The sequence below is a fragment of the Bacillus sp. JZ109 genome (genome assembly GCF_053903135.1).
This window is the reverse complement of sequence record NZ_CP096388.1, coordinates 2,255,006-2,271,265: the sequence shown is the minus strand read 5'-3', so window position 1 is coordinate 2,271,265 and position 16,260 is coordinate 2,255,006. Positions and strand designations below refer to the sequence as shown.

Below are 16,260 nucleotides of genomic sequence, written 5' to 3'. Positions count from 1 at the left end.
CTTCATTAGCGTGCTTCTCAATCTAGGATATGTAAAATCCTCAATCTCATTGCAAATTCCCGAAAAGCTTTTTCTGTCTTTAAATCAAGTCCAAACTTCATTCTCTCGGCCGTCTAAGAAGCTAATTTACTGCTTCTTCTTTTCAGGTTCCATGTACCGGTCTTTACAGTGTCTGGGAGAAAAAGTGATTCAGGGCATTCATCTTTTTTTATTTCAGCTAGCGAAGTGAAAGACCGATGGCATTTTTCCTGCATATAATAGCTGGAACTATTCAAAAAGGCAGGGAATGAAGTTGAGTGAATGATGTGATTGTAAATGGAGGTTTTGAAACAGGCAATCTGACGGGCTGGGCTTCTGCAAATACGTCCGTTATTAATACTTTTGCCCATTCTGGAAGATATTCCGCACAGTTTTTCAGTAACCAGCCGTATGCTTTTTTAGGGCAGATCGTGCCTGTCGTTTCTGGACAATCTCTGATATTCATCGTTTCGCTTGGGAGAATTGGAAACAATTCCAGTCCCCAAGTAACTATACAAATTTTATTTGTTAACAGTGAAGGCGAAGAGATTAAAGGCGGACAGGAAATTATCATTGCTTCCGGAAATTTGCCAAATGTCTCATTTAATACATGGAATGAAATATATAGAACAATTGAAACCCCCGCTGAAGCAGTAAACGCAGTAGTGGTAATAAGTAAAACTACTTTTGGGTCTGTTCTAATTGATGATGTTTCTTTAATAGAGTCTGCTGGGGGAATTGGACCGACTGGACCAACAGGTGCAACGGGATCAACAGGTGCAACGGGAGATACAGGAGCAACCGGAGTAACAGGTGCAACCGGAGCAACGGGATCAACCGGAGTGACAGGAGCAACCGGATCAACAGGACCAACAGGGGAAACTGGAGCTGCTGGAGTAACCGGTGCAACAGGAGAAACTGGACCAACAGGACCAACGGGTGCAACCGGAGCAACCGGATCAACAGGACCAACGGGTGCAACGGGAGTCACTGGACCAACAGGAGCAACAGGTGCAACTGGATCAACAGGACCAACTGGTCCAACAGGAGTAACAGGAGCAACAGGAGAAACTGGTGCAACTGGTGCAACTGGTGCAACTGGAGCTACTGGAGTAAAAGGAGCAACAGGTGCAACAGGAGAAGCTGGTGCAACGGGAGAAACGGGAGTAACTGGTGCAACAGGAGTAACGGGATCAACCGGAGCAACAGGTGCAACTGGAGTAACAGGGGCAACAGGAACAACAGGAGAAACTGGTGCAACCGGAGTAACAGGAGCAACGGGAGCAACGGGAGCAACCGGAGTAACAGGAGCAACTGGTGCAACTGGTGCAACAGGTGCAACTGGAGTAACAGGAGTAACAGGAGCAACAGGAGCAACCGGAGTAACAGGAGTAACAGGAGCAACCGGTGCAACTGGAGTAACAGGAGCAACTGGTGCAACCGGAGTAACGGGATCAACCGGATCAACTGGCGCAACTGGAGTAACAGGAGTAACAGGAGCAACGGGATCAACCGGAGCTACTGGAGTAACAGGAGTAACAGGTGCAACTGGAGTAACAGGGGCAACAGGAACAACAGGAGAAACTGGTGCAACCGGAGTAACAGGAGCAACGGGAGCAACTGGTGCAACGGGAGCCACAGGAGAAACAGGAGAAACTGGTGCAACCGGAGCAACAGGAGAAACAGGTGCAACTGGAGTAACAGGAGAAACAGGAGAAACAGGTGCAACTGGAGTAACAGGAGAAACAGGAGAAACAGGTGCAACCGGAGTAACGGGATCAACCGGAGCAACTGGCGCAACTGGAGTAACGGGAGAAACAGGACCAACCGGTCCAACAGGAGTGACTGGACCAACAGGAGAAACAGGTGCAACTGGATCAACAGGACCAACAGGATCAACTGGTGCAACGGGAGAAACTGGTGCAACGGGAGAAACTGGTGCAACAGGAGCAACCGGTCCAACAGGAGTAACGGGAGTCACCGGAGAAACAGGAGCAACGGGAGAAACAGGAGCCACAGGAGAAACAGGTGCAACCGGATCAACAGGTCCAACAGGAGTAACGGGAGTAACAGGATCATCGGGAGCAACAGGTGTAACAGGTCCAACAGGAGTAACGGGTGTAACTGGTGCAACTGGAGAAACAGGACCAACCGGTCCAACGGGAGAAACAGGAGCAACGGGAGAAACAGGAGCAACGGGAGAAACAGGAGCCACAGGAGAAACAGGTGCAACCGGATCAACGGGAGTAACTGGTGCAACCGGAGCTACAGGAGTGACAGGAGTAACCGGAGAAACAGGAGCAACCGGATCAACCGGATCAACTGGCACAACCGGAGCAACAGGTGCAACGGGAGTAACAGGAGTAACAGGAGTAACAGGTGCAACCGGAGCAACCGGAGTAACAGGAGTAACGGGAGAAACAGGTCCAACAGGAGCAACAGGAGAAACAGGTGCAACCGGAGCAACCGGAGTAACAGGAGTAACGGGAGAAACAGGTCCAACAGGAGCAACAGGAGAAACAGGTGCAACAGGAGCAACGGGAGTAACGGGATCAACCGGATCAACTGGCGCAACGGGAGCCACAGGACCAACAGGAGAAACTGGACCAACCGGAGCAACCGGTCCAACAGGAGTAACAGGAACAACAGGTCCAACAGGAGTAACAGGAACAACAGGTGCAACTGGAGTAACAGGGGCAACAGGAGAAACAGGTGCAACCGGAGTAACAGGAGTAACGGGAGAAACAGGTCCAACAGGAGCAACCGGAGCAACTGGAGCAACCGGAGCAACAGGAGAAACAGGTGCAACAGGACCAACCGGTCCAACAGGAGTAACAGGAACAACAGGTGCAACTGGAGTAACAGGGGCAACAGGAGAAACAGGTGCAACCGGAGTAACAGGAGTAACGGGAGAAACAGGTCCAACAGGAGCAACCGGAGCAACTGGAGCAACCGGAGCAACTGGAGCAACCGGAGCAACTGGAGCAACAGGACCAACTGGAACAACAGGAGCAACCGGATCAACGGGAGTAACTGGTGCAACAGGAGTAACAGGAGAAACAGGAGTAACAGGAGCTACTGGTGCAACAGGAGCAACAGGACCAACCGGTCCAACAGGAGAAACAGGATCAACAGGTCCAACAGGATCAACCGGATCAACAGGAGCAACCGGATCAACGGGAGCTACTGGAGCAACCGGAGCAACCGGAGCAACTGGCACAACCGGAGCAACAGGTGCAACGGGAGTAACCGGATCAACAGGAGAAACAGGAGAAACTGGTGCAACAGGAGCAACTGGCGCAACAGGAGTAACCGGTCCAACAGGAGAAACAGGAGCAACAGGTGCAACTGGAGTAACAGGAGCAACCGGTGCAACTGGAGCAACGGGAGAAACAGGTCCAACAGGAGCAACCGGTCCAACAGGAGTAACGGGAGTAACAGGATCATCGGGAGCAACAGGTGTAACAGGTCCAACAGGACCAACAGGAGTAACGGGAGTAACTGGTGCAACTGGAGAAACAGGACCAACCGGTCCAACGGGAGTAACAGGAGCAACAGGTGCAACAGGAGCAACAGGTGCAACAGGAGTAACAGGTGCCACAGGAGAAACAGGAGTAACGGGAGCAACAGGTGCAACAGGAGTAACGGGAGTAACGGGATCAACCGGATCAACTGGCGCAACGGGAGTAACAGGATCATCGGGAGCAACAGGTGTAACAGGTCCAACAGGAGTAACGGGAGTAACTGGTGCAACTGGAGAAACAGGACCAACCGGTCCAACGGGAGTAACAGGAGCAACAGGTGCAACAGGAGTGACTGGAACAACAGGAGCAACAGGTGCAACAGGAGCAACAGGAGAAACAGGAGAAACTGGTGCAACCGGAGTAACGGGATCAACCGGATCAACTGGCGCAACTGGAGTAACGGGAGAAACAGGACCAACCGGTCCAACAGGAGTGACTGGAACAACAGGAGCAACAGGAGAAACAGGAGAAACTGGTGCAACTGGATCAACAGGACCAACAGGAGCAACTGGTGCAACGGGAGAAACAGGTGCAACGGGAGAAACAGGTGCAACGGGAGAAACTGGTGCAACAGGAGCAACCGGTCCAACAGGAGTAACGGGAGCAACAGGTGTAACAGGTGCAACAGGAGTAACAGGTGCAACAGGAGAAACGGGAGTAACGGGATCAACCGGATCAACTGGCGCAACGGGAGCAACAGGAGAAACGGGAGTAACGGGATCAACCGGATCAACTGGCGCAACGGGAGCAACAGGAGAAACAGGAGAAACTGGTGCAACCGGAGTAACGGGATCAACCGGATCAACTGGCGCAACTGGAGTAACGGGAGAAACAGGACCAACCGGTCCAACAGGAGTGACTGGAACAACAGGAGCAACAGGAGAAACAGGAGAAACTGGTGCAACTGGATCAACAGGACCAACAGGAGCAACTGGTGCAACGGGAGAAACAGGTGCAACGGGAGAAACAGGTGCAACGGGAGAAACAGGTGCAACGGGAGAAACTGGTGCAACGGGAGAAACAGGTGCAACGGGAGAAACTGGTGCAACGGGAGAAACAGGTGCAACAGGAGCAACCGGTCCAACAGGAGTAACGGGAGCAACAGGTGAAACAGGTGCAACAGGAGTAACGGGAGTAACTGGTGCAACAGGAGAAACAGGACCAACCGGTCCAACGGGAGTAACAGGAGCAACAGGTGAAACAGGTGCAACAGGAGTAACAGGTGCAACAGGAGTAACAGGTGCAACAGGAGTAACGGGAGCAACAGGTGCAACAGGAGTAACAGGTGCAACAGGAGAAACGGGAGTAACGGGATCAACCGGATCAACTGGCGCAACGGGAGCAACAGGAGAAACAGGAGAAACTGGTGCAACCGGAGTAACGGGATCAACCGGATCAACTGGCGCAACTGGAGTAACGGGAGAAACAGGACCAACCGGTCCAACAGGAGTGACTGGAACAACAGGAGCAACAGGAGAAACAGGAGAAACAGGTGCAACTGGATCAACAGGACCAACAGGAGAAACTGGTGCAACGGGAGAAACAGGTGCAACGGGAGAAACAGGTGCAACGGGAGAAACAGGTGCAACGGGAGAAACTGGTGCAACAGGAGCAACCGGTCCAACAGGAGTAACGGGAGCAACAGGTGTAACAGGTGCAACAGGAGTAACGGGAGTAACTGGTGCAACAGGAGAAACAGGACCAACCGGTCCAACGGGAGTAACAGGAGCAACAGGTGAAACAGGTGCAACAGGAGTAACAGGTGCAACAGGAGTAACGGGATCAACAGGTGCAACAGGAGAAACGGGAGTAACGGGATCAACCGGATCAACTGGCGCAACGGGAGCAACAGGAGAAACAGGAGAAACTGGTGCAACAGGAGAAACGGGATCAACCGGATCAACTGGCGCAACTGGAGTAACGGGAGAAACAGGACCAACCGGTCCAACAGGAGTGACTGGAACAACAGGAGCAACAGGAGAAACAGGAGAAACTGGTGCAACTGGATCAACAGGACCAACAGGAGCAACTGGTGCAACGGGAGAAACAGGTGCAACGGGAGAAACAGGTGCAACGGGAGAAACAGGTGCAACGGGAGAAACTGGTGCAACAGGAGCAACGGGAGTAACCGGAGTAACCGGAGTAACCGGTCCAACTGGATCAACAGGACCAACTGGTGCAACGGGAGTCACTGGAACAACAGGATCAACCGGAGAAACAGGTGCAGCAGGAGAAACAGGACCAACCGGATCAACTGGCGCAACGGGAGCCACAGGAACAACAGGAGAAACTGGACCAACAGGAGAAACTGGACCAACAGGAGCAACCGGTCCAACAGGAGTAACAGGAACAACAGGCGCAACCGGAGTAACGGGAGCAACAGGATCAACCGGTCCAACAGGAGTAACAGGAGTAACAGGAGTAACAGGGGCAACTGGTGCAACAGGACCAACAGGAGCAACCGGAGCAACGGGAGTAACAGGACCTACCGGTTCAACCGGGGCAAATCCACAGCTGTTTTACAGTGAGGTAGCAGGCCCCATTCCGCTTGCTATTAACGGTACTGAAACGTCGATTGGTACTTTAAGTGTGCCAACAGTCGCAGGACAATTAATAAAATTAGACCTTGCCATTTCTGTAGATGTTACAACGACAGCTAACTCAAACTTTACTTTTCAAACCAGAATTTATAGAAACGGAGTATTAGTAGATACACGCTCCGTCCAAAGAAATGTCAACGCTGCAATTACGTCAAGATTTCCAATTGCTACAACGTATGTAGATGCTACAACGGTCACAGGCACGACTTCTTACGAGATTAGGATAATCTTCACTACAGTAAGTAATGTGAGTGGCAGCAGCGCACTAAACCTAGATATAAATGCTATTAGGTTCCCTTAATAATAGAGAATTAAAAAATCACTTTTTTAAAAAAATTCAAGCATATGAAACAAGAAACCTACTTTTAAACAGTAGGTTTCTTTGTCGTGGTATTGAAACCTTAACATGTCTCGGAATATTCCTCCAAAAATTTTTTAAGGTAATAAGAATACTGGTCTGTATCAAACTCGTTGCCGCATGCATGTAAGACCCAAGGCTCTTTCTGATGAGGGATGCCCACTATATATCCTTTTTTTCTGAACTCAAAACATTGAGAAGTATCATATAAATGCCATCCGTCAAAAATATCTTTTCGCCATGGAACATCGTACTGAGTCGCAAGTAATAAACCGTCTAATGCTTGAACTGCTTTTACAGTTTCATCAATTTCATCAAACAATAAATAGTTGTACGTGCTGCGGTATTCAATGACTTTTCCGGCTTTTTTAGAAGCCTCCCACCAAATCCCGCTTTGCGGCACTTCTTCACCTCCTATGACGCCTATCATGCCAAGCTGATCATTGTGCTGAAAGACATGGAGAATATCATAAATAAAGGAACGATTGATGATAAATGTGTCCTGATGTAAATACACTTTATATTTTGAGTCAGAGTCCTCCATTGCCGCCTGGTAGCCGGACGCCATACTGTCTGCGTCTCGGATATTGATTAATTTTACCTTCATATGCGGCGGTACAGATAGAGACTGAATATGTTTTAGACAGAGATCATAAAGGGTATCGTCATTCACACATGTAATGAAGCTAATTGAATTTTCGTTTGTATGCTGATTCATCTTTTCTCTGCCTTTATGACATATTGATAGGCTCTGGTCTCCTCCTCAAGATCTGCATGGTGAATTCCCATGCATGATCTGACATAAGCAAGTTTGCTGATCATTTTTTCATAATAATGAGTCGTAAAAACAATAGGCTCGATTTGGCTGATCTTGTAGCCTGTTTCATGAAACATCTTTTTCATTTCCTCCAAGGTGAAAAAACGGAGGTGTGTTTTATCGAGCAGCCCTGCCTGTATATACGTCCATTTGCCGGACAGCAGACTTTCGAAAATCGAGATATGTCCGATATTCGGGATGCTTGCCAAGATACTCCCTGTTTCTTTTACGTAAGGCTTGATGTTACCTAAAACTGCCCACGGGTCTATTAAGTGCTCCAGAACATCACCGAAGATAATGTGATCAAATGTGTTTTTTTGAAAAGGCAGCTTCAGTGTTTCAATGTCTCCCGTTATTACTTCGTCAATATAATGTGTTGCTTTTTCGGAAGCTGGTGGATAAGACTCGATCCCATAATAGGAGCAATTCGTTTTTTTCTTCACAGCTGCGCCAAACAAGCCTTCAGCACATCCGACTTCAAGAATGGTTTTCGCATGCGGTTCTATCAGATCAAATAGCTGCCAGTTGATGCCTTTGTAATACTCTTTATCTTTTAGCTCATACTCTTTCATAGAATCAGCAAGTGAATTTTTATTGATTTCCATGATGTTCACCCCCGGAGCCGTTCTGCATCTTTAGAATATCTTCAAAATATTTTTTGTTGGCTAGCATTCTTGAATCATGGGGGCGGTATTGTAATGCCGATTCATTATGCTGATAGGCAAGCTGATGCTGGCCGAGTTTATCGTAGCAGACGGCTAATTGCAGGTGGGGAAGCCAGGTCGCGCAGGCGCGGTTTTGAAAAGCCAGGTTTTCTGCTCCTTTGTTTTCTATTGCTTTTTCATACCAATAGACCGCACTTTGAAAATCGTTTTTTTCTAAAAAAGAGTATCCCAGCCTGCAGCAGGTTTCTGCTCTAGGCGGTCCATAGACGAGCGTGTGGAGCACCCAGCTTAATTCTTTTTCCTTCAGCCCCAGTGAATGGTAGCAGTCTGCTAATTTATTGCACGCTCTGATATTATCCTCGACCCATCCCTGCTTCGTTTGTAAAAAACGTAAATAGTACTCAATCGCTTGCTCCATTTTTCCGTGATCACACAACTCGTTCGCATAGTAAAATAAATCTCTTGAAGAAAAATCCTTTCCTGACGAGACCATTTTTTCATAAATTCGGAGGTTGCGATCTGCGTCATGGCTAAGTGGCAGGTGAGAAACCGCTGCATCACTGTGGTGAAGTTTCCCATATACTTCTAGGTATTCATGAACCGCGCCGATCCATTTAAAGCTCTTTTCCCGTTTTATGAGCCGGTATCTCCTTAAGCTGGATGTGACGTTATTTTCTTCATCAAAAGCCAAATGGTATTTCATTGAGACCGCGTCTATATCCGGGTCAAGCGTTCTTTTTAAATCCAATAACAGCTCTTGATCTTTCTTGGTAAACACGTCGTCGGCGTCAAGCCATAAGATATAGTCGGATGTCGCCTGCTGAAACGAAAAATTTCGGGCTGCCGCAAAATCGTCAATCCATTTAAAATCAAAGATTCGGTCTGTATAGCGAGCAGCAATGTCTTTCGTCTTGTCAACTGACCCGGTATCCACAATATTGATCTCATCAGCTATCTCCTGCACAGAATCTAAGCATCGGCCAATAACAGCCTCTTCATTTTTTACAATCATGCATAAACTGATTGAAATCACATCGCCACCTCCGTTTTATTCTGTTTTTTCTTTATGGCATGGACAAACATGTAATCAATATGGGCATGTTTTGACAAGTGATCCAAAGACAAACCAAATTGCCCGGCAAGGAATTGAAGTTCTTGTAAAAAGAGCTGTATGTTTGATTCAGTATCGGAGGAATGGGAGGTGATGGATTTTATGTCATAAAGATATTCAGGAAATTGGGTATTTACGTTGTGAGGTGTGATGAAATGTGTGTACGTCGATGCACCACATAATAAAGAGAAAAATGTATCTGCATAGGCAGTATTTGGGATGCTGCAAATCAGCGACCCAGAAGGCTTTAGATAAACGGCAAGAGTCTCAATTGTATGTCTGGGATTTTTTGAGCAGTTTAAAAGGTCACCGATCAAAATGACATCGAAAAAGGACTCAGGGTAAGGGAGGTCGCATGTTTCCACATCTGCCGAAATGACTTGTTCGTAATAGGGGCTTGCAATGGTCTGCAATAACTCATCCTTTTCAATCCCATACAATAAACAGGATTGCCGGTTCAAAAGCTCTGTCCCCGCAGCTCCCGTGCCGCAACCGATATGTAAGATAGAGTCGGCTTCCGCTGGCACAAGTGCTGTCAACTGGGGCTGGGAGTCAAAGAATGTTGTTACATCCACCTTCCATTTATCGATGAAGCGTTGCCGGTTTTCTTCGTATAATTTACTGATGCTTAAATCTGGATTGCCTGTAAACGTGGCATGACCGTGATGGTGGACAAACGAATCAAGAGCGATTTTTAGCTTATACCCCGCTTGCAGTACGCGGAGGCTTAAATCATCATCCTCAAATGAACCGCCTACAAAACGTTCATCAAAACCGCCGACTTCATCCAACACCTTCTTTTTGACAAGCAGGCAAAATCCGACCAGCCTCAATACAGCTTTTGATCTGCCTCGCTGCTGCAAACAGTAAAGACGAGAAAAATCTTCAATTTCTTCAACGTTTGTGTAGTTAACGGGAACTTGCTGCGGACCGCTGACATAATTGCTTACAGGCCCGACCATGCCGATTTTATCATCCTGATAAAGCAGCTTGATCATTGGCTCCAGCCATTGATTTGTTACAACAGTATCATTGTTTAAAAAAAGAATATTGTCCCCTGAGGCAACTTCAAGACCCTGATTACAGGCTTTTGCGAAGCCTTCGTTCGTTTTATTAAAAATCGCCTTAATTGAAGTTATCTGTTTGAGGTAGTCACGTGTACCGTCATGAGAGCCGTTATCTATAACAATTACTTCTATACAGTCATTATTCGTATGCTTCCATATGCTCTCCAAGCATTGTTTTGTTAAAGCTAATTGATTATAAGTCAGAACAATAATACTCGTTTTCACTATAACCTCCGCCCTTCGCCATATCATTCGGATACTATATGTATATCGTAATGTTCAGACGGAATGATTCTTTCCTGTAAAAAGGAGAATGCTGCTTAAACGTAAAAATGTGAATGGTTTTTTAAAGAAAAACTCGATGAATTTGTTTTACATTTAGTTTTCCCTTAAGGGGATCAACAAGGTTGGGGAATTCAGGGAAATAGGGATGATAAGTTGCCTTAACCAGTTTGTATGAAAGTTATATTTAATTCTTTCTGTATTAAATGGTGAATTAGGAGTTATATATTTAGATCTTCTAGTCTATGAGGCACTTGAATTTAACAAAGAATTGCTATCGAGACTATTTGAGATGCGTCGCAAATCCACAAACTTTAGAAGAAGAGATCATTTGCTCCAACACAAGCCCTCCTATATTAAATATGTAATATTTTATCATATTTAAATGAATATGGAAGACTAATGTTATATTAAAAAACAAAAAAGCCTCCTGTTAAATTAAGAGAAGGGTAAGGGAATTATTTTGGAGAATCATATTCCTTTGCTTCTTCATAGTCAGAAATCCTTGAGTTGTTCTAGCAAGAGGCAATATTGTTGAATAAGGATAGTTTTAAAGAGGTTATTGTTGTCTTAATATCGAAATAAAGATCAAGTAAGCATGAGGGGAGTTACTTTAATGCACATAACAACAAAAAGGTTATTGATACGTGAATTTGAATTCAAAGATTGGCAAGCTGTATATGAGTATACATCTGATAGTAATGTAATGAAGTATATACCTGAAGGAGTTTTTAGTGAAGAAGATGCAAAGGCATTTGTAAATAAAAACAAAGGTGATAACGCTGAAAAATTCCCTGTCATACTAAGAGATGAAGACTTTCTTATAGGTCATATTGTTTTTTATAAGTATTTTGGTGAACATACATATGAAATTGGGTGGGTGTTTAATCCGAATTATCAAAATAAAGGGTATGCTTCTGAGGCAGCACAAGCTATTTTGGAATATGGATTTAAAGAAATGAACTTACATAGGATTATAGCTACGTGTCAACCTGAGAATATTCCCTCATACCGAGTTATGGAGAAGATTGGAATGAGAAGAGAAGGATTTTTTAAAAAATGTATTCCAAAAGGCAATGAATGGTGGGATGAATATTATTACGCTATTTTAGAGGAAGAGTGGAATTGTAAGAGGGGTAATGCAGGAATTTGAAACCATAACAGCTATAGAACGTATAGTGATAGTAGGGCTTATAGTGCTTAATATGAATGATGTGAGAGGGGTATCCAAATGCAAATTCATCTCACCAAAAGCGGAAAACAAGACAATCATCATAAATGGTTAGGAACTGTCTTGCTCAGTTGGGGAACATTCGTATTTGCTTTGTTTTTTGCTACTTTAGTCGGTTCAATGGCTAGCCAAGCAGGAGCTTCCAAGCTTTTGAAGCAAGGCATCCAAGCAGGTTTAGTCACATTAATAACTGTCCCGTTGCTCTACATTCTTCTTAAACGGATGTCTAGTAGACCCTTTTATTCCATAGGACTGTCTGGGTGGCGGCAAGCCATTCCGAAAGCCATAATAGGAGCAATATATGTGATTGTACTATCCGGGTCTGGTTTCGCTATCGCCCATTTATTAGGCTGGATCAAAGTTACACAATTTCACTTCTCTGTCCATTTAGTGACAGCATTGCTCTTAAATATGATTATCGTTTTCTTTTATGAAGCTTTTCCAGAGGAATTAACTTTTCGGGGGACGGTGTACTATGCTCTAAATAAGCGTTGGAACTGTTTTATGGCCTTACTCCTACAACCAATCCTGTTTGTGCTTGCACCAATAATTGTAAGTGGTTTACAATATATAGCTGGAATTGAATCACCTGCTATCACATTAGATTACATCGTTTTATTGTTGACTTTTGGATGCATCCTTCAACTCCTGCGTATTGTAACAGGAAGCTTATGGACGTCTATCGCTTTTCATCTGGCCTTTCTCGAAAATTCTCGGTTCTTCGTCCTGCAGGGGAAGGAGCGCTTTATTACCTATGAAGAAATTGTTCCGGGAACAGGTGCGCTGTTTGTGATCTTTTTTATGTTGCTTATTGTCGGTACTCTACTCTTAATACCTGTTGCGATAACTCGCCGAAATGCTATTCAATGGCGGAAGAATGAGAAATGCGACCAAGATGTTTAATTTCTAAGTAGAACAGTAGTTTTAAAGTGATTTTAAGGAGGATCTAGACAATGTTGAAGAAGCATTCATTAAGAAAGAGGTTATAAACATGCAAGTTTTAAGGATCATATTTGTTCATGTCTTGTCCGCGTTATCAGCTGCTGTTGTTTATGTTTTTGGCATTGGTTATGACGGCTACATACCATACTTCCTAATAAGTGTTCTTCTCTTTATCTTTTATTTAATCTTTGCTGCACCTGTTCAATATTTCTTAAATCGCAATCCAAAAAGGTTTAACGCGAAATATTTACTCATATACATATTCTTTTCCTTCTTAGTATGGTTATTCTTCGCTTTCATTACTGATCCAAAAAACACCTTAAACTTTCTGATGGGATATGAAATATACTTGTTTAGCGTCTCATTTGCTGTAATATTTTGGATCTGGGACTCGGTTTTTCTGCAAAACATTGGGAGGGTAGCAGCGTAGCTTAAATCATCACAATCCTTTTCCTTATGCACGGTCAAAAAGCTCTTTCATTTACCGAATTACGCCATAAACGGGTAAAGGGAGAGAGGGATGAAAAGGGTTAATCGTTTAACTTTGGTTTGCTTAGGCTTAGTCTCAAGTTTTAATCTTCCGAATGCTGAAGCAAAGCTAACGGTGGATTAAACAAATGTAGACTTTGTTTTGAGCGAGGAATCAACAATTGTCTTCATGGCAGATAATTTCGACCGGAATTCCGACCGCACTTGGTTATAAATTCACAATACACAATAATAAAGACTGTACTCTAAATATGAAACTTAGCAGAATAGCTCTAACTGATGGATATTTTCAAGGAGCGAGAAAGAATTCCAGGAAGTTATTTGGACTACAGTGCAGCAGATCGAGTAGAAGGTGATCAGTTGGAAATAACAAAAAGTTCAGGCTTCGGCGATGTGTGGATAAAAGGTACTTATGGATTTGAACATGAAGAGCGGGATTATTAAATTCAGCGAGGTCAAGGATCCATTATAAACTTAATGATCATTTTAAGTGATCAAAAATAACTAAAAGGTGAGAATATGATTAAATCAAAGGTAAAAACGATTATAGACCAAAGAAAGATCAGTATCCGGAAACTTTCCAGAGATATTGATCATGAGTATCCAACTGTCAGAAAGCTATATAATAACGAAATGGAGCGGTATCCGAGAGAGCTGTTTGATAAAGTCTGGCCCTATCAAAACATCGAACTGCATGAGTTGTTGATATTCCAAAAAGATCATATTCCTAAAGTGAGAATGTCTAAATGAAGATAATGGAGTATATGGAGGAAAGGTTTCAAAACCTCGAATTAATTCCTAGCATCTATAATCAATGGGGCACAGGAATCCATTTTTGTCTTGGGGGAAATATCTATCAACTCAAAGCAAATGAAGAATTGAATTTAAAGATGTTTCGGGTTGTATATGAACAAACCTCAATCATTTTTAATGAATTATTTGAACAAAATGATGACATATTCCTTGTGACGAATATGTATAAGCACAAAAAGAAAGAGAAATGTATAAGAAAATTAAAGGTGTATCAACCGTTTCTAAAATGTAAAAATCATTTGAATCAAATTATGGTGAAGACATATCCCTACCCTTTCGAAATCAATAAAGCTGAAGAATACGAGATGCAACAATTTTCCCTGTTATGCAAACCTCGAGACTTACGTGTAACTGAATTACTTAAAGCAGCCAGTAATGAGGATTTTCCACAAAAACCGAAATTCGGAGGTTACTCTATTGATTACCCTGATGTTTTCTTTGTGAACATTACAAAAGACATTATTTTCTTTATCTATGATGACCGCGGATGCGAAGTCATAGCTCATGATTTCAAACGAATACGTCACCTTTATGAAAAGTATCACGACTGGGTAGAAGAGTATAAGTGAATGTAATACTTTTTTAAAAACGATTTATATCAGGAAAGGCAGAATTAGATTATGAGGGCCTTACATACAAGATTTAAACGGTTATTGAAACTGAGAAACTTAGAATTTTTTCAGTTGGTATTATGTGATGATGAGAGATCTGCATTTTTATTAGTAGTTGATAAAAGATTAGTGGATTTTGATTCTCAAGGTGGAAACCATATTAGTGTTTATTTAGCTACTCACTTTGAGTTATCTGATCAATCGTATAAAGAATTAAGCTTTAATGATGATCTTTTGGGTATGAAGCATAACTGTTCGTATGCAATGGATATTCTAAGCGTTAAAGAGGAATTTGATTTCGATTTCCCATTTAATATGCTTGCAAATAAAAAGCTACGTACAAGAATTAATAAAAATGTTAGGGATTGATATAACTCTGCCTGAAATGAAAGAAAGAGATTTTGACAAACTTTCTCAAGACTAAATAAAACTACAATTTTAAGGAGAACGGAGACTTGCTTTCAATATGAATATTAGAAAAGCTGCAGCTATTTTTTCAATCACGATTCCAATTATCTCAGCTATTTTAATTATTAATTTTTTTACGGGAGTTATGTCAATTCCGTGGCAAGGAATGCCGGTGTTTTTTCCATTATTACTTTCTCCTATAGGAATCATTTTAGCGTTCGTTTCAATAAAGACAAATAAACGATGTGCTGTATATGGGATTGTTTTAAACGCAATTATGTTTCTATTTCCTTTTTTCTGGTTTATCGGAGGGGCTTTGTTTTTTGGAGTTTAAAATCCGTTAAGCATTACGCTTATACATTGGTATTTTCGAGCTTGTCAAAAGAAGGAATAAAAAAATTTCAGAATTGCTTGGCTTTACTTTATTTTGAAAGGGGTCGAGTAAGATGGATAGGAAAAAGGATGAAATACAAAGAAAATATAGGGAATAATTGAGGGAGAAGAAAGATCGAGAAAAAGAAGATGGCAGTTCACATGCTTTTGAGATTGTTGTTGTAATAGCCATCATTATTTTAATGTTGTTCTTTAATTCAGTATCAAGGCCTTTTAGATAAAAGAATCCTTTTAAAATGACCTTCAATCCAATTCTGAGTACTGATACTCAATTTATTTTTCTTGTGAGAAAAGGGTTTAAATGAGTTTGTGGTATTTACTACATGAAACAAATTGAGGGCTTAAGAAAAATCAAGAAACAATTGAATCTTAGTAATCATACAACAAATATTAGGGAGGTAAAAATGAAATTGTATAATGAATTTATCAATATAGCTAAAACGTTTAATAAAGAGTTAGGCATAATTCCATTATTATATGGCTCTTTAGGTCTTGAAAGGGTAACTGGGTTGGACTTTTCCCCAGAAGATATTGATATCCTTATTCCTTTAATTTTTTTAGTGGAAAAGTGGGAAAAACTAAATAAACTTATGGAACTGCAAGGGTACAAAATGGTTGATTTACATGAGCATGAATTTAAAAAAACTAATACTAAAATAGGCATTGCTTACATCGAGGATTTAAAACCATTTGCAGATGTAGACTATAATAACTTAGAGGTATTTGAGGATGGTGGAGCGAAATATCATTTGCTAACGATTGATGATTACCTCAAGGTTTATAAAAAGTCTTTATTAGATGGCTATAGAAGAACAAAGAAGAACTATAAAGACCAAAGGAAAATCAATATATTGAATAAACTAATACAGAACTGATTTCTGTATTCCTCTTTTGTTCCAATTTCAATAACAAGTCGCAACAAAAGACAACA

General features: G+C 42.7%; 12 protein-coding genes and 2 pseudogenes. 10 read left to right on the top strand and 4 right to left on the bottom strand.

The window, feature by feature from the left end; all coding sequences use genetic code 11:
- Positions 1-296: 296 nt before the first annotated feature.
- Positions 297-6,443: an NTTRR-F1 domain gene (locus M1D94_RS11995; protein WP_456270257.1), complete on the top strand. Its 6,147-nt coding sequence runs from the start codon at positions 297-299 to the stop codon at positions 6,441-6,443.
- Between the two features lie 100 nt (positions 6,444-6,543).
- Here M1D94_RS11995 and M1D94_RS11990 read toward each other — a convergent pair whose 3' ends face one another.
- The 4 genes from M1D94_RS11990 to M1D94_RS11975 are packed head-to-tail and all read right to left on the bottom strand — an operon-like array spanning position 6,544 to position 10,412.
- Complete coding sequence (locus tag M1D94_RS11990; protein WP_282627614.1) at positions 6,544-7,218, bottom strand: glycosyltransferase family protein; 675 nt, start codon at positions 7,216-7,218, stop codon at positions 6,544-6,546.
- On the bottom strand, positions 7,215-7,922 hold the full coding sequence (locus tag M1D94_RS11985) for a class I SAM-dependent methyltransferase (RefSeq protein ID WP_282627613.1): 708 nt from the start codon (positions 7,920-7,922) through the stop codon (positions 7,215-7,217). Before M1D94_RS11985 ends, M1D94_RS11990 begins: the two co-directional genes overlap by 4 nt.
- The gene (locus M1D94_RS11980) at positions 7,909-9,015 is read right to left on the bottom strand and encodes a tetratricopeptide repeat-containing glycosyltransferase family 2 protein (RefSeq protein WP_282627612.1); all 1,107 of its coding nucleotides are present in this window, start codon (positions 9,013-9,015) and stop codon (positions 7,909-7,911) included. Before M1D94_RS11980 ends, M1D94_RS11985 begins: the two co-directional genes overlap by 14 nt.
- A complete protein-coding gene (locus M1D94_RS11975; RefSeq protein ID WP_424935106.1) occupies positions 9,012-10,412 on the bottom strand; it encodes a glycosyltransferase in 1,401 nt (466 codons plus the stop codon). Before M1D94_RS11975 ends, M1D94_RS11980 begins: the two co-directional genes overlap by 4 nt.
- A gap of 646 nt (positions 10,413-11,058) precedes the next feature.
- Between M1D94_RS11975 and M1D94_RS11970 the strand changes: the two genes are divergently transcribed.
- The 9 genes and pseudogenes from M1D94_RS11970 to M1D94_RS11930 all read left to right on the top strand — a co-directional run bounded on the left by M1D94_RS11970 (position 11,059) and on the right by M1D94_RS11930 (position 16,204).
- Positions 11,059-11,595 (top strand): GNAT family N-acetyltransferase, encoded by a 537-nt coding sequence (locus M1D94_RS11970; protein ID WP_456270256.1) that lies wholly within the window; start codon positions 11,059-11,061, stop codon positions 11,593-11,595.
- A 78-nt stretch (positions 11,596-11,673) separates the two neighbouring features.
- A complete protein-coding gene (locus tag M1D94_RS11965) occupies positions 11,674-12,576 on the top strand; it encodes a CPBP family intramembrane glutamic endopeptidase (RefSeq protein WP_141950038.1) in 903 nt (300 codons plus the stop codon).
- A gap of 88 nt (positions 12,577-12,664) precedes the next feature.
- The gene (locus tag M1D94_RS11960; RefSeq protein WP_029726895.1) at positions 12,665-13,045 is read left to right on the top strand and encodes a UPF0715 family protein; all 381 of its coding nucleotides are present in this window, start codon (positions 12,665-12,667) and stop codon (positions 13,043-13,045) included.
- Positions 13,046-13,623: 578 nt separating this feature from the next.
- Positions 13,624-13,854, top strand: coding sequence for a helix-turn-helix domain-containing protein (locus M1D94_RS11955; RefSeq protein WP_032725791.1), 231 nt, complete (start codon positions 13,624-13,626; stop codon positions 13,852-13,854).
- The gene (locus M1D94_RS11950) at positions 13,851-14,486 is read left to right on the top strand and encodes a DUF3885 domain-containing protein (RefSeq protein WP_141950036.1); all 636 of its coding nucleotides are present in this window, start codon (positions 13,851-13,853) and stop codon (positions 14,484-14,486) included. Before M1D94_RS11955 ends, M1D94_RS11950 begins: the two co-directional genes overlap by 4 nt.
- Positions 14,487-14,600: 114 nt before the next feature.
- A pseudogene (locus M1D94_RS11945) lies at positions 14,601-14,952 on the top strand (hypothetical protein).
- A 42-nt stretch (positions 14,953-14,994) separates the two neighbouring features.
- Positions 14,995-15,270, top strand: coding sequence for a hypothetical protein (locus tag M1D94_RS11940; RefSeq protein WP_032725793.1), 276 nt, complete (start codon positions 14,995-14,997; stop codon positions 15,268-15,270).
- Positions 15,271-15,382: 112 nt separating this feature from the next.
- Positions 15,383-15,550, top strand: a pseudogene (locus M1D94_RS11935) (hypothetical protein).
- 183 nt (positions 15,551-15,733) lie between these two features.
- Positions 15,734-16,204 carry a hypothetical protein gene (locus M1D94_RS11930; RefSeq protein ID WP_456270255.1) on the top strand — a complete coding sequence of 157 codons (471 nt, stop codon included), beginning with the start codon at positions 15,734-15,736 and terminating at the stop codon, positions 16,202-16,204.
- Positions 16,205-16,260: the final 56 nt, after the last annotated feature.